This is a genomic window from Nonomuraea sp. NPDC023979 (assembly GCF_040639085.1).
Classification (GTDB): domain Bacteria; phylum Actinomycetota; class Actinomycetes; order Streptosporangiales; family Streptosporangiaceae; genus Nonomuraea; species Nonomuraea ceibae.
Genome location: NZ_JBEZZG010000037.1, coordinates 37,804 through 54,957, shown reverse-complemented (window position 1 = coordinate 54,957; position 17,154 = coordinate 37,804). Strand labels below are relative to the sequence as shown.

The window sequence follows — 17,154 nt, the reverse complement described above, 5'->3', positions numbered from 1 at the left end:
ATGAACACGGTGTGGATCTCGCATCCGAAGCTCGGCGATCGCAAGGTCGAGGTGCCGGCGAGCGCTCTGCAGGAGCACCAGCGGGCGGGCTGGGCGCTGGTGGACGCGCCCGACCGGCGGCCGGAGACGATCGCCGCGCTGATCGCCGGCGGCTGGGAGCCGGAGGAAGCTCGCGCCGCTGTGATGGCGGCGATGCCTGACCCGCCGCCAGACGGGTCCGCCCAGACCGACCAAGCCCCGGAGAACACCTCCGGGGCTTCTTCTTTGCCCGAAACCAGCAGCTCGCGGGTTCGGCGCACGACCAGGGGGGAGCAGTAATGCCCGCTACGCCGATCACTCCGGCTTCGAGGTTCTTCCGGCCGGGGGTCACCAAGGCCGTCTGGTGCCCGTCCGTCGCCAACATCGCGGCCATCACGCGCGCGGAGATCAACGCGGGCAGCGACCTGTCCAAGGACGTCGCGGACATCTCCGGCTGGATGGTGTCCGGCCAGAAGATCGACACGCCGGACCTCAACAGCCGGTTCGTGTCGAACATCCCGGGCCTGACCAGCGCCGACGAGTCGTCGATCACCTTCTACCAGGGCGTCACCGGCACGGACGTGCGCACGCTGATGCCGCGCGACGCCGACGGGTTCATCGTCTGGTTCGACGGCGGCGACGTGGCCGGCCGCAAGTGCGACGTGTTCCCCGTCCGCGTGCTGTCGGTGGGCAAGCAGCGCTCGATGGGCGCCGAGGCGGCGCGTCTGGTGATCCAGTACGCCGTCACGTCCGAGCCCGCAGAGAACGTGACCATCCCGGCATGAGCAAGAGCGACCGCCTGCTCGCCCGGCCGCGCCTGTCGGCGGAGCATCCGATCCGGATCGACGACGACACCGAGGCGCGCGCCGAGGTTGAGCAGGCGCAGTTCGTGCTGGCCCTGCTGCGGACGCAGGGTGACGCGGACGAAGCCGCCGTCCGCAAGGCCAAGGCCGCGCTCGCCCGCGCGCGGAAGAAGGTGCGGGACTGCTATGAGTGGATCCCGCTGCGGGCCATGGAGGCCGGCGACTTCGAGGAGCTGGTCGGCGAGCACAAGCCGCGGCCGGGCAGCGACGACAAGGTCTGGAATAACGAGACGTTCCCGAAGGCGTGCCTGCTGGCGTGTGACGAGTCCGGCCGGTCGGAGGCGGACTGGGAGCACATCTTCGCGCACGTCCTGTCGGGGCCGGAGCAGGTGGCGTTGTGCAACACGGCGATCCGGATCAACGCGCGAACGCCGGATGAGTCGCTCCCAAAAGGCTGGGCGCAGATCGAACCCTAGCCCTGGAGCTGGACGTCTGCGCCGCCTACGGCATCCCGCACAGCGCGTTCCTGGCCTGGTCGGTCGAGGACCGGGACAAGGCGCTCTGGCATTGGATCTGGCGGCGCCAGGAGTGCAAGTCGTGCGGCACGCGGCCGGACGAATGGGACGAGACCGTGGGCGGCCACCGTCACGCCTACGTCGCCGAACCGCGCCGGTGTCGCGGCTGCGAAGTGAAGGCGGGCGCTCAGCGGTCGGTGACGCCCGAGGACGGAGAAGGCGTCCACATCGTGATGCTCCGCAACGAGGAGGTGCTGCGCCGTGACGACTCGTGACCTGGTCATCGCCCTCAAGTCGAAGTGGGACGGCGCGGGCACCAGCGACGCCGCGAAGGGGCTGAAGGCTGCCGAGGAGTCCTCCAAGAAGGTCTCGCGTGAGCTGGAGCGGCTGGAGAAGCAGGCCCGCCAGCAGGGCGCGGCCATGACGCAGTCCGGCGCCCAGGCCGGCCGGTTCGCCGGCCAGCTGGAGGACGTCGGCCGGACCGCGATCAAGACGCGCCGCCTGCTGGAGGACGCGACCCGGCGTCTGCCGGAAGTCGAGATCACGGCGGACAGCTCGGACGCGCAGCGGGCCGTAGCCGACCTCCGGAAGCGGCTCGGCGACCTGTCCGGCAAGAGGATCGGGATCGACCTCGACGCCCGGGCCGCTGCGGATGAGGCGGGCAAGCTGCGCCGCGAGCTCGTCGAGCTGGCCGCGATGCATCCCGAGGTGGTCGTCGGCGCCAACGTCGAGCGGGCGGTCCGCGACCTGGACCGGGTCGAGCGGGAGGCGCGCGACCTCGACCGGCGCGTGAGCGTCAAGGTCGACGTCGACGGTGTGTCGGCGGCGACGGCGGCGCTCGGGCTGGTGCAGAGTGCCCTCACCCTGATCAGGTCGTCGGGGCCGGCGACCGGCGCCGCGGTGGCGGCCGGCCTGGCGGCGGTCCCGGCGGCGGCCGCCCTGGCGGCGAACGCGGTCGTGGTCGGGCTGGGCGGCGCGCTGGCCGGCATCGGCCTGGCCGCCGCTCACGGCTCGGACGCGGCGCAGGACGCGATCGGCCAGCTGCGGGAATCGGTCAAGCGCGAGGCCGCCCAGATGGGTCAGCCGTTCGAGACCGTCTGGACTGCGATCGTCCTGGCCGCCGAGCGCGAGCTCGCCGAGCTGTCGCCGGTGATCCGGCGCAACCTCAGCGCTCTCGCGCCGGAGTTCGAGGACTTCGCCGAGGCCGGCATCGACTCCCTGTCGGAGCTGACGCCCGCGATCGACGGCGTGGAGCGGGCCTTCGAGGCGGTGCTGCAGCAGCTGGGGCCCCGCATGCCGGAGATCATGCGAAACCTGGCCGCCGCGATCCTGGCGATCACCCAGGCCGTCGAGGACGACCCCCAGCTGCTGGAGGACTTCGCCGTCAACATCTCCCGGATCGCCAAATGGGCCGGGGAAGCGGTCGCGAGCCTGGCCAAGCTCGTGCGGACGGTGCAGGAGAACGCCGCGGCCTTCAAGGCGGTCGCGACCTTCATCAACCCCGCCGCCGGTGCCCTGTCCCACTTCGGGATCGAGGCGACTAAGAGCGAGAGGGACAGCCTCAACCTGGGCAAGGCCGCCGCCAGTGCGGCTGGCGACGTGGCGCTTATCGGCGCGTCCGCTGATGAGGCGTCGGCGAAGATGCGTGAGGGCTGGGCGGCTGCCTTCGACGAGTTCTCGAAGCTGGGGGCGGTGCTGCAGTCGGCGCAGCAGCGGGCCTCCGGCCAGGCGAGCTTGGCGGCCGCGCAGGAGCGGGCGGCCGAGGTGCAGCGGCGCGGCGCTGAGCAGATCGCGCGGGCCGAGCGGGATCTGGCCGACGTGCAAGAGCAGTCGGCGGAGCGGGTGAAGGCGGCCAAGGCGCGAGTTGCGGACGCGCACCGGCAGGCGGCCGAGGCGATCGAGGCCGCCCAGGACCGGGTGCGCGACGCCCAGGACGCCGTCACCGCGGCGGTCGAGGAGGGCGCCCAGCGGGAGGCCGACGCTCAGCGGCGGGTGCAGGACGCCCGGGCGCGGGTGACGGAGGCCGCCGTCGAAGGCGGCCGCCGGATCGAGGACGCCGCCCGCCGGCTGGCCGACGCGCAGGCGGATGCCGCGTCCCGGCAGGTGGACGCGGACCGGCGCGTGCAGGACGCCCACCGGCGTACGCAGGAGGCGGTCGAGGACCTGACCGCCGCCCGGGAACGCGCGCAGGAGCGGCTTGAGGATCTGATCGCCGCCGAGTCCGGCAGCGCGCTCGATGAAGAGGGCGCCGCGCTGGCGATCGAGCGGGCCCGCCAGCGGATGGAGGAGGTCAACGCCGACCCGGAGTCGACCGACCTGGACCGGCGCGAGGCGGACCTGGCCTACCGGCAGGCGCTGCAACGCCTGGAGGAGGTGCGGCGCCGCAACGCCGAGCTGCGCGAGGACCTGGCCGAGGCGCAGCGGGCCGGGATCGACGGCTCGGCCGAGGTCGTCGACGCGATCGGCCGGATCGAGGACGCCCGCCAGGCGGAGGTCGAGGCGGAGACGGCGGCGGCCCGGCAGCGGGAGGAGAACAACCGGGCGATCGCCGACGCCGAGCAGGCGCTGGCGGACGCGCAGACGGACGCGGCCCGGCAGCGGGAGGACGCTGCCCGCCAGCTGGCCGAGGCCGAGGCGGAGCTGGGCCGCACCCGGGTCGAGAACGCGAAGGCGGTCAAGGAGGCGCAGGAGGACCTGGCCCGCGCCGAGGAGGAAGCAGGCCGCGTCACCAAGGACGCCGCCCGGTCGATCGCCGAGGCGAAGGCCGAGGCCGCCAAGGCCACGCGGGACGCAGCCCGCGACATCACCGATGCCGAGCAGCGGGTCCGCGAAGCCCGGCAGGAGGCGGCGCGCGACACGCGCAACGCCAACGACTCCGTCATGGAGTCCTGGGCCAAGATGCGCGGCGACGCCAAGCTCACCAGCGAGCAGCTGCTCGCCGAGCTGGAGAAGCAGGTCCGCGACCAGGAGGCGTGGGCCGCCAACCTGATCAGCCTGGCCGGACGGGTGCCGGACTCCATGCTGCAGGAGCTGGCGGCGCTCGGGCCAGGTGCGGCCGGGGTGGTGGCCGCGGCCGCTTCGATGACGGATGCGGAGCTCGCCAAGTTCATCTCGCTGCACGGGCGCAGCGGCAAGGAGGCCGGCGACGTGTTCGCCCGGAACCTTCAGGACGCCGGGCCGGTGCTGCGCGACATCGCGCGCCTGCACGGCGAGCAGATCGCCAACAAGGTGCGCGAGGGCATGGATGGCGGCAGGCGCAGCGTGTTCGACGCGGCGCGCGCGATCGGCATCGACATCAACAACGGCATCGGCGGCGAGCGAACCGTCACGATCTTCATCAAGAGCGAGTTCCAGGACGAGCTGTCGCGGGCGGCGCTCCGCCAGGCGGCGGCCATGGCCGACGGCGGGATCCTGACCTACGCCGACGGCGGCATCCGGCACTTCGCGGCCGGCGGCGAGCACCACGTCGCGCAGATCGCCTCGCCGTCCACGATCCGCGTGTGGGCAGAGCCGGAGACGGGCGGCGAAGCGTACATTCCGCTGGCCGCCTCCAAGCGGGGCCGGAGCGAGGACATCCTCAGCGAAGTGGCCGACCGGTTCGGCGGCCGCTACCTGCGGCCGATGCCGATCTCGTGGCCGGTGAGTAATCCGGCGTCGGGCGGCGCGCTACGGCCGATGCCCGTCTACAACATCACGGTCAACGGCGGCCTGGACGGCGGCGCGCAGATCGGCGCCCGTGTGGTGCACGCCATCCAGGAGTACGAGCGCCGCTCGGGCTCGTCGTGGCGGCGGACGCCATGAGCCTGCCGGTCATCACCATCGAGGTCATGTTCGCGCCGCCGACATGGACGGACGTGACCTCGTGGGGCAAGCGCGGGATCTCCACACGGCGCGGCTCCTCGCGCGTGGAGAGTCCGGTCATCAGGTACGAGGCGGGCACCGGTACCGCCTATCTGAACAACTCCGACCGGCGCTTCGACCCGACGAACCTGTCCGGCCCGTATGTGGCCGGCGGCAAGAGCCAGGTGCAGCCGATGCGGCCGATTCGGTTCCGGTGCACTTGGGCCGGCGTCACCTACCACCTGTTCCGCGGGTTCGTCGACGTGTGGGACGTGGACTGGGTCGCCGACGTCTACAGCGAGGTGACCGTCACGGCGACGGACGGTTTCAAGGTGCTCGCCAACAAGAAGCGCGCCGCGACCATGATCACCGTCGATGGCAAGCAGGTCCCCCAGACGTACGGAGAGGGCGAGAACGCCGGGGCGCGGGTGACCCGCATCCTGGACTCGGCCGGCTGGCCGCTGGCCGACCGTCTCATCGCGGTCGGCGACAGCCCCATGCAGGCCACCACGCTCGAAGGTGACGCCCTGTCGGAGCTGCAGAGCGTCGCCGACTCCGAGATCGGCGAGCTGTACATCGACGGTCAGGGCAGGGTGGTGTTCCGCAACCGCCGGGCCATCCACACCGAGACCCGCTCGACCACCGTCCAGGCGACGTTCGGCAGCTCGCCGACGGCCCGCACGCCCGCCCAGACCAAGCTCAGCTCGGACGACGCGACGCTGTACAACGAGGTCCTCGCGACGCGCGAGGGCGGCGAGACGCAGACGGTGGGGGACGCGGCGAGCCAGGACGAGTTCCTGACGCGGACCTTCAACGCGCCGGGCCTGCAACTGCGGACCGACGGCGAAGCGCTGGCCTGGGGGCAGTGGATCATCTTCCTGTCGTCGGAGCCGGAAACCCGGTTCGACTCGATCGAGATCCACTGCCACGCCGACCCCAGCGTGCTGTTCCCCGCGGTGCTCGCGCGGGAGATCGGCGACCGCATCCGGATCGTGCGCCGGCCGTCCGGCGGCGGCGATCCGATCACGCGGGACGCGCTCATCCGCGGCATCGCCCACGACGTCAGCACCGAGAAATGGATCACGACATTCCAGCTCCAGTCGGCGCGGAACTTCGGCTCGTTCTTCACCCTCGACGATCCGGTGCTGGGCGTGCTCGGCAACGGCGTCCCCTTGGTGTACTAGGAGGCACACTGCATGGCGATCGTGCCGAACCCGCGCACCTGGGGCAGCACCGAACTGGTGACGGCAGCCAAGCTCAACGCCGACGTCCGTGACAGCTTCAACTTCCTGCTCGCCCCGCCGCGCGCCGCCCTCAAGAAGTCCTCCCTGCAGGACATCCCCTCGAACGCCGAGACCGCGGTCACCTGGGATGTCGAGCTCTACGACTCCGACAACGGCCACTCCAACGTCACCAACCCGTCCCGGTACACGGCGCAGACGGCCGGCTGGTTCTGCATCACAGCGAACGTGCATTGGTACCAGGTGACGGAGGTCGGGATGCTGGAGTGCGTGCTGGTCAAGAACGGCAACACCGCCACGAGGCAGAGCCGGGCCGACCTGTTCCCCACCGGGACGGACGGCTTCGTGCACTTCCTGTGCGGGCACGTGCAGATGGTCGTCGGCGACTACGTGGAACTGCGCGTCTACCAGGAGCAGGGCGCCACCAAGCAGGTCGACTCCGTCGACACCCGCTTCGACATCAGGTGGGTGCACTCGTGATCGTCCCGCCGCTCACGAACTGGAACGTCGGCGAGGAGCCGACCTCGGCCATGTTCAACGCGCGCATCCGCGATGCCATCAACTTTCTGAAGTCGACGCCGATGGCCGTGTTCCGCCGCAGCACCACCCAGCCGACGTCGTCCGGCATCTGGACCCCGGTCCAGTGGAACGTCGAGGACCTCGACACCGACAACGGCCACTCCAACGTCACCAACCCCAGCAGGTACACGGCGCAGACGGAGGGCTACTACCTGTGCGCCTCGACCGTGGAATTCCAGGGGAACTCGACCGGCTTCCGCGACGCCCGCTTCCGCAAGAACGCCGACAACACGCGCTTCTGGGGCTGGAACACGATCGAGCCCGACGTCGGCCATGGCGCCGACGTGGCCATCTTCGCCTACATCCCGCTGCAGGTCGGCGACTACGTCGAGGTGATGGCCAAGCAGACCAGCGGCGGAACCTTGAACATCGGCAACGACGGGCTCGACTCCCGTCTCGAAGTCAGGTGGGTGTCGAAGCTGTGACCGCGCTCCCGGTTCCCCGCACCTGGTCGCCCGGCCTGCTGTCCACGGGCGACCTGAACATCGAAATGCGCGACTCCCTCGCCTACCTGCTGGCGCCGCCGATGGCGACCGTGCGCAAGGAGCGGGCGCCGCAGACGTTGACCCCGTCAGTCCCGAACATGGGCATCATCGAGTGGGACATGGTTGTGGCCGACACCGAGGGCGGCTGGCAGGCCACGGCCGACAACGCCTACACGGTGCAGGTGCCGGGCCTCTACCACGTGATCGCCCAGTTCCAGGCAGCGGCAGAGACAGACGTGGGCTTGTTCGTCAGCAGGGTCTTCTACGTGTCGAAGAACTTCGCCCCCATCTGGGGGAACGGGACGTGGCAGGCCATGCTGCTGCAGAACCCGCCCGGGTCGTCGTCGTACTCGCGCAGCTACCTGCTGACCACGGTCATCGGCGCGGTCGCCGGCGACACGCTGTCGATCCACGGTTTCCCCCGCTCGACGCAGAACACGCCGAACTTCGACATCGTCGGCTACGACGGCGTCAACAACTTCGGCTGCCAGTGGGACCTCCGCTGGGTCTCCAAGCTGTGAGCTCCTACCAGCCGATCTGCGGCGGGTAGGGCGGGTGCTGGTAGTGCATCGGCGTCACCGGAACCTTCCGGGTCACCTTCCACCCGATGAGCGTCAGCAGGATCGCAGGGATCAGCCACAGCCCGAACGAGATGACCGACACCCACCAGTGGAAGAACAGCCACAGGAAGAGGTGCACGATCGCCGTGATCGGGTTGAAGCCGCGCTCCTCCACCGTCACGAACTGCACCGGGCCGACGTACGGCCCCGACATCGGTACCGGCATGTACGGCTGGCTGTAGGGCTGCGGCTGGTACGGCTGCGGGTACTGCGGCCCTGACTGCCCGTACTGCTGCCCGTACGGGTCCTGTGGCGGCTGGGGCGGATAACCCATAGAGCGGCTCCGGGGGTTGGGATAAGGGCGCTGTGGGACGTTCCAAGCATCCTCCCGGTTGACGTAGATCACCTGTCCAGATCCGGACACCCACCCATGAGACGGGAGCGCCATGCCATCCACCGGTCAGCCCGAGGGGGCGGCGTGACGATGTCTTCAGACGAGCCGACGCTGGGCGAGGTGGCACGGACGTTGAACCGCTTCGTCGAGGACACTCAGAGGCGCTTCTCGGACCTGAACACGACCATCGGCATCTTCGTCACGCGCGACCTCTACGAGGCGCACCGGGCGGCCATGCAGGAAGACATCAAAGAGCTGCAGGCCGAGATGAAAGCGGAGCAGGACCGCCGCGCCGACGAGAAGAAGACCGAGCAGGACCGGCGGTCCGCAGACCGCCGCATGGCCCACAGCGCGCTCATCGGCGCCGCCCTCTCTCTGATCGTCACCGTCGTGGCCGCCGCGCTCGTACTCGCGCTGGGCCTCAAGTAGGAGGCAGCATGCCCATAGATCTGATCACCCGCGCCGAATGGAAGGCCCTCGCACCACGCGGCACCGCCGACCACCTCGCCCGCACCCGAGGCGTGAAGGTCCACTACACCGGCGGCCGGGTCGACCCCCGCCTCGCCGAGGACCACACGCTGTGCGCGGCTGCCGTGCGCGGCATCCAGCGCGGCCACCAGAACGGCAACGGCTGGATCGACATCGGCTACTCGTTCGCCGTGTGCCCGCACCGGAAGGTGTTCGAGGGGCGCGGCCTGCACCGGCTCCCCGCCGCCAACGGACCCGGACTCAACGCGGGCCACTACGCGATCCTCGGCCTGGTCGGCAACAGCGGCCTGGTCGTCCCGCCGCCCGCGATGCTGCACGGCATCCGCGACGCCATCGAGCACGTCCGCCGGCACGGCGGCGCCGGCCCCGAGATCAAGGGGCACCGCGACGGCTACTCCACCGACTGCCCTGGACCCGAGCTCTACCGATGGGTGCGCGCCGGCGCGCCCCGACCTGAGGAGGACGACGTGGACATCGACGCGATCTGGCACGACGCCAGGATCAAGCTCAACAAGGGGGAGAAGGGCGAGGAATCCATCAGCCCGGCCGCCTACCTGCAGGAGATCGAGACGGGACAGGACCGTACCGACGCGCGGCTGGACCGCGTGGAGGCCAAGCTCGACCAGCTGCTCGCCAAGCTCAACGCCTGACCCTCACCCTTCACGCCCCGGACCCGGATGGGCCGGGGCTTTCGCATGCAAGGATCCACGTGAAGAAGCTCGCCGCCCTGGCCGCCGCCGGGCTGCTCGGCGCCGCCCTCGTCATTCCCGCCAGCTCGGCGGTCGCCGACGGGCCGGAGTGCGATTTCTACAACCACTGCTACGGCATCGTGGAACACCACGAGCCGGCGTTCGACGCTGTGGGCCAGGAGCTGTGGACTGACTGCCTGGTGCTCGACCCGCCCACCCCGGGGGACTTCGCCACTCATGAGATGTGGATCGTCTTCCCGGACGGCGACTTCATCGAGGCCGGGTACGTCAAGGGCGCGGTCGCCGGAGGGATGACCGAGTCGCATTTCCGCTGGTTCTGGGCCGACTGGAACGGCTCCACTTTCACGTCGCACTACGTCGACAGCGCCCCGATCCTCAACCACATCAACTTCTCCATGTACCGCAACAGCGGCGGCACGTGGCAGGTCTACGTGAACGGCGTGCTGCGCGGCACCACGACCAGCACCTACGGCAACGCCAACGTGATCATGACCGGTGGCGAGACCACCGAGCCGAAGGTGTACAGCCACGGCAAGGCCCGCTACCTGCAGTCGCGCAATGCCGCCACCAAGGCCTGGACGTGGGCGACGTGGGACTTTATCGGCGAGACGCCGGGCGTCTACGACGTCACCCACCCCGCCTACGAGCGGATGGAGCAGATCTCGCTGCAGAACATCTGCGACCCGCTGCCCGGGGGCCCGCCGGGGACGCTCGCGGCCAAGGCGCCCAGCATGAGCGACGTCAAGCAGCTGGCCCTCGACGTGGCCAAGCAGAACGGCGACGAGAGCCCGGAGGCTGTCGAGCTGGTGGCGACGAAGCGCAGCGCGGCGCAGGCCCACCTGAAGGCGGGGCGGGTCGACTCCGATCAGGACGTCTACCTGGTGCAGGTCAAGGGCGCGTTCGTCGGCCACGCCGTGCCACGCCCGAAGGGGCACGCCGCGCCGAAGGGCGACACCCTCACCGTGACCGTGGACGCGAAGACGGGCCAGGTCACCGACTGGAGCCTCGGCGCCAGCCGCAACGACCTGGCCAAGCTCGGCGCCGTCAAGAAGCTGTGACGCCGCCCCGCCCCATCACTGATCGTGGCCGCGGCATGGCGTCGCGGTCCTTTCCTCCCACGGAGGTTGCAATGAAGGACACCACCAAGCGCACCATCCGCACCGTGCTGCAGACGGCCATCGGCGTCGCCGTGGCGCTGCCCGCCATCGTGGCAGCCGCGGGCATCCCCGAGGCACTGCCCTGGGTCGGAGTCGCCCTCGCGGTGGCCGGCGGTTTCGCCAGGGTGATGGCGCTGCCCAGCGTCCAGACGCTGCTCGCCAAGGTCGGCCTGAACACCGACCAGCCGCAGTAGCGCCTGCGTGTAGCCTGGGCTCGCGCGCGAGCGCGCTCGTGGTCCAGCGGCCGAGGGCGACGCTAGGAGTAGGGATCGAGGCCCGCCGCAGGGCAGTGGCACCCCTGGCGTAGGCGCCGGTTCAAATCCGGCCGAGAGCGCAACGCACGACCCCCGCCCCTCTTCGGAGGGCGGGGGTCGTTCTTTTGCGTTGTGGAGGCTGTGAGGTCGGCGTATCGTCGGAGGGCGCGCCCGGGGGATGGGTCGCTGGCCTGAACCGGGAGCCTCCGCTGATGCGGGGGCTTCCGCGTTTCACCGGTCGCGGTAGACCTGGCGCGCCTGCTCGGCGACACCGTCGGGCAGGGGATCGTCCTCGTGGACGAGGTAGGCAAGGCGCTCGGTCGGACTCATGTCGGCCCACACATCGCGCGGTTCTTCGGGGATGTCGCTCGCCGGTACAGGATGACCGTGGGACGTGATCGTCCGCAGGGGATTCGGTGTGACGGGAGGGGCCCCCGACAGAGGTTGACGCCTGGTAACGCGCGGAGCGTTCCAGCCCCTGCCGGGGGCGATCTTGTGTCCCGTTAGGGACTGTAGGCCAGCCCTGCTAGCCCCGGCTAGCCTCTGGGGTGGTCTGCGCTAGCTATGGCCCCAGGAGCCTAGGACCCTAGGCTCTGTGTCATGATCGACAGGGAGGGGCCGGTCCCGCCGTACCGGCAGGTCGCCAACGCGCTGCGAGCGCGCATCGAGTCGGGTGAGATCCCGCCCGGCCGGCGCATACCTTCCCTGGTCGAGCTGGAGGCCGAGTTCCCCGTCGCCCGCGACACGCTCCGTAAGGCCGTCAAGGTGCTGCGGGATGAGGGCCTGGTGGAGACGGTCAGCGGCATGGGCGTCTACGTCGTCCAGCGCTAGGGCAGCCACACGTCCTGTCCTCGCCGCCGCACGATGATCCGGTAGTCGCCGGGGCCAGGACGTCCCGCCCGGAGCCACTCGAAGAAGATCGTCTCCAGCGTGCTCCACAGCGGCCGGTCGAGGCTCTGGGACACCTGGACGTCGCCATCGCCGTCGACCGTGACCGTCGCCCAGCCAGCGCCGGCCAGGTCACGCAGCCGCATCACCCAGCCGTCCCAGCCGTCGCCGCCCTCCCATCCCGCGCTCATGATGCTGAGGTGCGGCGCAGCGGCCGCCAGCGCCAGCCCGAACCCCTTGTCGAGCGCGTCCCAGGAGGTACGAGGGTCGAGCCGCCCCGGGCGAGCGATCCCATCGTCGGGGCCGGGCGGCGGCCAGCTGTGGCGCTGGGAGCGGAGCATCATGAACCCGCAGCTGCCGTGCACGCGGCCGACGGCACTGCCGTCGTCGAGGACGTCCAGGCGGAGCTGGTATCCCCACTGGCCGGGCATCGGCATCCACGGCAGGACGATCACCCCGCCGGGCCGGGTCTGTTCCACCCAGGCGTACGGGATGTCACGCACCCCGCAGGTGACGTGCACGCGATCCCAGGGTGCGCCGTCCGGAGCGCCGCGAGCGCCGTCTCCCATCATGACGACGGGCGTGGCGCCGGCGGCGTCGAGGTGCACCGCGGCAGCCGCGGCCACGTCCCGGTCGATCTCGATACTGGTGACCTGCTCACACCGCCAGGCGAGCAGGCCGGCGGTCCAGCCGCTGCCGGTGCCGATCTCGAGCACGCGGTGGTGCTTGTCGGCGTCGAGCAGACACAGCATCTCGGCCACGACGTGCGGCGAGGAGAGCGAGGAGGTCGGGTAGGCGTTGACGTCGGAGATGTCGGCCGCGCCGTCGTCCCGCTGGGTGATGATCGCCGTGTTGGAGTAGACCGCCGACCACCAGGCCTTGGGGTCGCGGTCGCGGTCGATCAGGTGTTCAGCGCCGGAGTTGTCCTGAGGCTGGGCCCACGCCACGGTGGGGACGAACTCGTGTCGCGGCACCCGCTCCATGGCGTAGATCCAGGCGCGCTGGGCCAGGATGCTCGGGTCGAGCACACCGCTCGATACCAGGTAGGAGGTCAGATCAGTGCAGGAGGCCAGATCAGTCACGTCCTGAGCCCTCTCAATCGTCGTCCGACGGCGGAGGGGGCGGGTCCCCACCGGGCGGCCGGCAGCCGAGCGCGGGGTCGCAGCCGGGCCGGCACTTCGGCTCGCACTGGCCGTCGCCGTCCGGTGCACATACTGGCATCCGCTTGACGGTCAGCCCGTGCTCTCGCGCGAGCTGGTGTGCGCCGGCGTACAGGTCGGCGACGGGCTTCTCGCGCACGTCCCCGGCGCGCAGCCATCTCCCGAGCGGGCAGACCGTCATGCTGCCGTCCGGCAGGATCGAGGCGATGCCGCTGCCGCACCGGCCGCACAACTCTCCGGCGTCGCAGCCGCCGCCGGCGGGGCGGCCGAGGATCCGCATCCGGTCGACGCCCACGTCGGTGATACCGAGCTCGGCGAGGTCAGCCTTGGCCTGGTCGATCCGCTGGCCGTTGCCGAGGTCGACGATCCCGACCCGGAGCGGGATGCCCATCGCCACCGCCTGGCCGATGTTGGCGCGGGTGCGAGGCAGCGCGTTGCGGCGGGTGATCTCCAGATGCTGGGCGGGATCGTCGGTGTAGTACGAGGTGGCCAGGCGCACGCCGGGCTGGGCGAACAGCTCCCACAGGGCCGGGGTGACCCGCACGAGGTTCGAGTACACCTCGACCTCCATACCCCGCCCGAGCGCGTGCGTGACGAGCCCCGGCAGCCCCGCGTACAGCGTCGGCTCGCCGCCGATCATCTGCACCGTGGACACGCCGAGCGCGGCCGCCTGGTCGATGACCGCGATCCAGTCGTCGTAGGTCATCGACCCCTCCGAGCCGGCAGGCCCGGAGTGGTTGTAGCAGTGGACGCACTCCAGCTGGCACTTTCCGGTGAGCTCCAGCCACAGGAAGGTGAGCGGCGGGGCGGGTGGTGCGCTACTGGGGGGTGCGATGGGCGCGATGGTCATCGTCGGCCTTTCGTCCTTGTGGGTGAGGTGCGTGAGATGGGGCCGGGGTCCGTCGGCGGGCGGACCCCGGCCCGGCCCGGCGAGCCACCACGCCGGGCTAGGACCCGCGCCGGAAGGGTGTGGAAGGGGGCGCGGGGCGGAGGCTGCCGGCCCGCCGCCGTTCGCAGGCGGCGGGCCGGGCCGTCTAGGTGCCGGGGTCCGGGCGGCGCGCCAGCAGGATGGCGACGGCCTGGTCGGCTAGGGCCGCCGCCTGCTCGGGGTAGCTCTCCCTGGTGATCACCTGCTGCACCTCGGCCGTCGCCATCCGCGCGCCGACGGCGCGCTTGTAGGTGGATGTCCATCCGGCCGGGGTGCGCTCGTGGTCCCAACGGGGGAACGCCTTCGCCAGGAGCTCCAGCCGTTCCTCATCCGTGCGCTGCTGCGCTCGGACGAACGGGATGCTCAGCATCCGGGATCACCAGCCGCGGGCGCCGACGGGCGGGCGCCGACGCAGGCCAGCACCTTGCCATGCACGTAGGAGGGGTGACGGGCACCGACGCTCCGGTCGAGCCGCACCTCCTGGATCATGCCGGCCGCCCCGGGCGGGAGCTCGGCAAGCTCCTCCTGGAGCCGGTGGACGGCGCGCGCGGGCTGGCTGGTGACGCCACAGGCGCCACGGCTCGACTTTGCGTCGCGTACGGCCCATGAGTAGAGGATGGGCTCGGCGTCCTCGGTGGCGCTATGGTCGGTCATGGGTCAGGAACCACCTTCCTGATCAAGTCCCCGGGCCGGCGGTGCAGTCGTTCGGTCCGGGGGCGACATGTATCGGGAGATGTGCGCGCGGCACGCGACGACCGGCCAGCGGCGACCGTAAAGTTCGACGTCACCGGCGGGAGAGAGCCGTCCGTGGACGGCACCGCAGTCGATGCAGGCCATGCCGTGCAGCCGCGCGATGCTGACCGAGTCGCGCACCTTGATCGGTGCGGGTGGTGCGGCTGACTCCGTCATGACTCAGATGGTGACAGCGCGGGAAGGCCGTAAGTAACCCAGCGAGGGTTACCTGTATCAGGTGGCGTGGCACCACTCAGCGAAGCCGGTGAGACTCTCGGCGTGGCCGCGCTTTAGCCGGCGCAGCGTGGCGGCGTCCTCGCGCACCCAGCGGTGATCGCGCGTGTGCTGGGGGGCGATCCGTCGGGCGACCTTCAGCGACTCGAAGGCGTCGTCGGGCAGGCCCGACCAGAGCTGGGCGCGGGCGAGCTCGATGTAGAAGCCGGACCGGCGTTCGGCGGGCAGGTCGGGCGGAGGCGCCCACTCCCGGGCAACGTCCAGGGCGCGGTGCACGTGGTCGCTGCCCAGGCTGACGGCGACCGACACCTCGTGGATGCGCACGCTGCTCGGGCCGAAGGCGGTGCCCCCGTAGATGGCCTCGGGCACCTGGTCGCCCAACCGCCGCGCCTCGGCGAGATGGGTGTCGGCCGCCGAGGCGTTGCCCGCCCGACCGGCGATGACGGCGGCGCGCATGTGCAGGGCGCCCCGGGCGGCGATAGCTGGCGCGGCGCGCGGGGCCGGCCCGGCGTCGAGGGCGAGTTCCAGGGCGCGGAGGCCTTGCTGGTGAGCGTCCGCGGCGAAAAACGTCTCGGTACGGACGTAGGCGGTGGTGGCGGCCAGGTTCGGGTCGTTCGCCAGGGCGGAGGACCACCGCATCAGTTCGATGAGTCGCGCGGACAGGTCGTAGGCGCCGACCTTGTAGGCGACGGCGTCGGCGCTGCGCAGTGCGGACGCGGTGAGCGCGGCCACCGCAGGGTCGCGCTCGGGCCCGGCCCGGAAGAGCTCGGTGAGCAGGTCAGGCAGGCGACGGGTGATCTGCACGTACTGGGAGGCGAGCCGCCACGTCACCGTGTCTGCCACTGCGGCACTCAGTTCCGATAGCGGGCGGACGGGCCCGTCGTCGGGCAAGTCGTAGGCGGCGATGGCCGCCGACAGCGTAGGCAGCGCTGCCACGATGCGCGAGCTCGCCTGGGCGCGATCCGCCAGGAGCAGGGACGGGTCGATGCCGATCGCGGCGGCGAGCGCCTCGACGACGCTGTCGCTCGCTCCTCTCACCCCGCGTTCGATCTTCAACAGCGTGCCGAGGTGGATGTCTGCCGCTTCGGCCAGTTGCCGCTGCGTGAGGTGGGCGACGCTGCGGTAGTAGGCGATGCGCCGGCCGATCCCGCCGTGGGGGGCTGTGGACATGGGGGCTCCAGGTGGGCTCTGCTCGGACTGTAGCGAGCCGGTGACTGGTCTGCCCGGCGTTTGCGCTATCCAGCCACGTCGACAAGCTCGGAGAGGCTGCCAACGCGCCAGTCGGCTGCTGCTGCGGCCGGGTCGTCGGCCCACAGATGTCCCCACGGCCCGCGCCGGATGTGCGCGGTCCGAAGTCCTGCGGCTTGGGCCGGCGCGACGTCGTTGGCGGGGTGGTCGCCGACGTACACGATCCGGTCGGGCGGCACCTCGGCGAAGCGGACCAGGCGGGCGAAGAAGGCTGCGTCGGGCTTGGCGACGCCCCACTCGCCCGACGTGGCGATCCCGTCGGCAGGAAGGTCAAGCGCACGTAGCAGCTGGCCCACGCGGCGCGTCTGGTTCCCGGCGATGAGCACACGGTGGCCGGCCTGGCGTAGCGCGGCCAGCGCCGGGCGGACGTCGGGGTAGAGGTCGGCCTCCTCGATGCATTCGCCGCGGCCGGCGGCCTCACGGGCGTCGTACTCGGCGGCCAGGTCGACGCCGGGGCGGAGGAGGCGGACGGCGTCGGCGTTGTCTCGGCCCTGGGCGACGACGGCGCCGACGAGTGCGGACAGGGTGTGGCGGGGGACGTCGAGCCAGTCGGCCCACGAGGCCCAGTAGCGGTCGTCGCGGACGATGGTCTCTCCGACATCGAATGCGAAGGTGAGCACATGGCGAGCCTATGTGTCGGCGTTTGGGGGGTTTATGCCGGGGACCGCACGGCCAGAGCGGTGACGCCTGGGAGCGACCGCCTGACCGTGCGGCGATTTCAGCCCTCGCCTGCCGTGACCGTAACCCGGGATCCGGCGGTCTACGGGGTGGTTCAGGTGGGCGATCTTCTACCTGGGTGGGGTATTCCTGTACCTGAGGGCGATCTTTACTACCCATGTGCGGCGAGGGCGTCTATCTTCGAGGGGACGCCTGGGCCGGTGAGACGCTCCGCCCGGCGCGGAGTCAGGCGGGGCGTCTC

Annotated in this window: 21 protein-coding genes and 1 tRNA gene; 14 read left to right on the top strand and 8 right to left on the bottom strand. The window is 71.0% G+C overall.

Going from position 1 to position 17,154, the window contains the following annotated elements; genetic code table 11:
- The 8 genes from AB0G11_RS40870 (at position 1) to AB0G11_RS40835 (ending at position 8,002) form a co-directional block, all read left to right on the top strand.
- Positions 1–318 carry a hypothetical protein gene (locus tag AB0G11_RS40870; protein WP_357592089.1) on the top strand — a complete coding sequence of 106 codons (318 nt, stop codon included), beginning with the start codon at positions 1–3 and terminating at the stop codon, positions 316–318.
- Entirely contained in the window at positions 318–803 is a 486-nt protein-coding gene (locus AB0G11_RS40865) for a hypothetical protein (protein WP_357592087.1), read from the top strand. The genes AB0G11_RS40870 and AB0G11_RS40865 overlap by 1 nt, the downstream gene beginning before the upstream one ends.
- Positions 800–1,297, top strand: coding sequence for a hypothetical protein (locus AB0G11_RS40860; protein ID WP_357592085.1), 498 nt, complete (start codon positions 800–802; stop codon positions 1,295–1,297). Before AB0G11_RS40865 ends, AB0G11_RS40860 begins: the two co-directional genes overlap by 4 nt.
- 300 nt (positions 1,298–1,597) lie before the next feature.
- Positions 1,598–5,137: a hypothetical protein gene (locus AB0G11_RS40855; protein WP_357592083.1), complete on the top strand. Its 3,540-nt coding sequence runs from the start codon at positions 1,598–1,600 to the stop codon at positions 5,135–5,137.
- Positions 5,134–6,360 carry a hypothetical protein gene (locus AB0G11_RS40850; protein ID WP_357592081.1) on the top strand — a complete coding sequence of 409 codons (1,227 nt, stop codon included), beginning with the start codon at positions 5,134–5,136 and terminating at the stop codon, positions 6,358–6,360. Before AB0G11_RS40855 ends, AB0G11_RS40850 begins: the two co-directional genes overlap by 4 nt.
- 12 nt (positions 6,361–6,372) lie before the next feature.
- Positions 6,373–6,897: a hypothetical protein gene (locus tag AB0G11_RS40845; protein WP_357592079.1), complete on the top strand. Its 525-nt coding sequence runs from the start codon at positions 6,373–6,375 to the stop codon at positions 6,895–6,897.
- Positions 6,894–7,421 carry a hypothetical protein gene (locus tag AB0G11_RS40840; protein WP_357592077.1) on the top strand — a complete coding sequence of 176 codons (528 nt, stop codon included), beginning with the start codon at positions 6,894–6,896 and terminating at the stop codon, positions 7,419–7,421. Before AB0G11_RS40845 ends, AB0G11_RS40840 begins: the two co-directional genes overlap by 4 nt.
- Positions 7,418–8,002, top strand: coding sequence for a hypothetical protein (locus AB0G11_RS40835; protein WP_357592075.1), 585 nt, complete (start codon positions 7,418–7,420; stop codon positions 8,000–8,002). Before AB0G11_RS40840 ends, AB0G11_RS40835 begins: the two co-directional genes overlap by 4 nt.
- Before the next feature lie 4 nt (positions 8,003–8,006).
- Here AB0G11_RS40835 and AB0G11_RS40830 read toward each other — a convergent pair whose 3' ends face one another.
- A complete protein-coding gene (locus AB0G11_RS40830; protein WP_357592073.1) occupies positions 8,007–8,375 on the bottom strand; it encodes a phage holin family protein in 369 nt (122 codons plus the stop codon).
- 150 nt (positions 8,376–8,525) lie between these two features.
- Between AB0G11_RS40830 and AB0G11_RS40825 the strand changes: the two genes are divergently transcribed.
- The 6 genes from AB0G11_RS40825 to AB0G11_RS40800 all read left to right on the top strand — a co-directional run bounded on the left by AB0G11_RS40825 (position 8,526) and on the right by AB0G11_RS40800 (position 11,876).
- Complete coding sequence (locus AB0G11_RS40825) at positions 8,526–8,864, top strand: hypothetical protein (RefSeq protein ID WP_357592071.1); 339 nt, start codon at positions 8,526–8,528, stop codon at positions 8,862–8,864.
- An 8-nt stretch (positions 8,865–8,872) separates the two neighbouring features.
- A complete protein-coding gene (locus tag AB0G11_RS40820; RefSeq protein WP_357592069.1) occupies positions 8,873–9,574 on the top strand; it encodes a hypothetical protein in 702 nt (233 codons plus the stop codon).
- A gap of 59 nt (positions 9,575–9,633) precedes the next feature.
- Positions 9,634–10,692, top strand: a complete 1,059-nt coding sequence (locus AB0G11_RS40815; RefSeq protein WP_357592067.1) for a hypothetical protein — start codon at positions 9,634–9,636, stop codon at positions 10,690–10,692.
- A gap of 71 nt (positions 10,693–10,763) precedes the next feature.
- Positions 10,764–10,985, top strand: coding sequence for a hypothetical protein (locus AB0G11_RS40810; RefSeq protein WP_357592065.1), 222 nt, complete (start codon positions 10,764–10,766; stop codon positions 10,983–10,985).
- A gap of 32 nt (positions 10,986–11,017) precedes the next feature.
- Positions 11,018–11,127, top strand: a tRNA-OTHER gene (locus tag AB0G11_RS40805).
- 518 nt (positions 11,128–11,645) lie between these two features.
- Complete coding sequence (locus AB0G11_RS40800; RefSeq protein ID WP_357592063.1) at positions 11,646–11,876, top strand: GntR family transcriptional regulator; 231 nt, start codon at positions 11,646–11,648, stop codon at positions 11,874–11,876.
- On the opposite strand, the gene AB0G11_RS40795 is transcribed toward AB0G11_RS40800, so the two are convergent.
- The 7 genes from AB0G11_RS40795 to AB0G11_RS40765 all read right to left on the bottom strand — a co-directional run bounded on the left by AB0G11_RS40795 (position 11,873) and on the right by AB0G11_RS40765 (position 16,855).
- Positions 11,873–13,015, bottom strand: a complete 1,143-nt coding sequence (locus tag AB0G11_RS40795; RefSeq protein WP_357592061.1) for an rRNA adenine N-6-methyltransferase family protein — start codon at positions 13,013–13,015, stop codon at positions 11,873–11,875. The two genes, AB0G11_RS40800 and AB0G11_RS40795, sit on opposite strands and share 4 nt — an antisense overlap.
- A 13-nt stretch (positions 13,016–13,028) precedes the next feature.
- Positions 13,029–13,943 (bottom strand): radical SAM protein, encoded by a 915-nt coding sequence (locus AB0G11_RS40790; protein ID WP_357592059.1) that lies wholly within the window; start codon positions 13,941–13,943, stop codon positions 13,029–13,031.
- A 184-nt stretch (positions 13,944–14,127) separates the two neighbouring features.
- On the bottom strand, positions 14,128–14,391 hold the full coding sequence (locus tag AB0G11_RS40785; RefSeq protein WP_357592057.1) for a hypothetical protein: 264 nt from the start codon (positions 14,389–14,391) through the stop codon (positions 14,128–14,130).
- Positions 14,385–14,675 (bottom strand): hypothetical protein, encoded by a 291-nt coding sequence (locus AB0G11_RS40780; RefSeq protein WP_357592055.1) that lies wholly within the window; start codon positions 14,673–14,675, stop codon positions 14,385–14,387. The genes AB0G11_RS40785 and AB0G11_RS40780 overlap by 7 nt, the downstream gene beginning before the upstream one ends.
- A gap of 3 nt (positions 14,676–14,678) precedes the next feature.
- Positions 14,679–14,930 carry a hypothetical protein gene (locus AB0G11_RS40775; RefSeq protein ID WP_357592053.1) on the bottom strand — a complete coding sequence of 84 codons (252 nt, stop codon included), beginning with the start codon at positions 14,928–14,930 and terminating at the stop codon, positions 14,679–14,681.
- A 57-nt stretch (positions 14,931–14,987) separates the two neighbouring features.
- Entirely contained in the window at positions 14,988–16,157 is a 1,170-nt protein-coding gene (locus tag AB0G11_RS40770) for a helix-turn-helix transcriptional regulator (protein ID WP_357592051.1), read from the bottom strand.
- Positions 16,158–16,222: 65 nt separating this feature from the next.
- Entirely contained in the window at positions 16,223–16,855 is a 633-nt protein-coding gene (locus tag AB0G11_RS40765) for an HAD family hydrolase (protein ID WP_357592049.1), read from the bottom strand.
- Positions 16,856–17,154 lie beyond the last annotated feature (299 nt).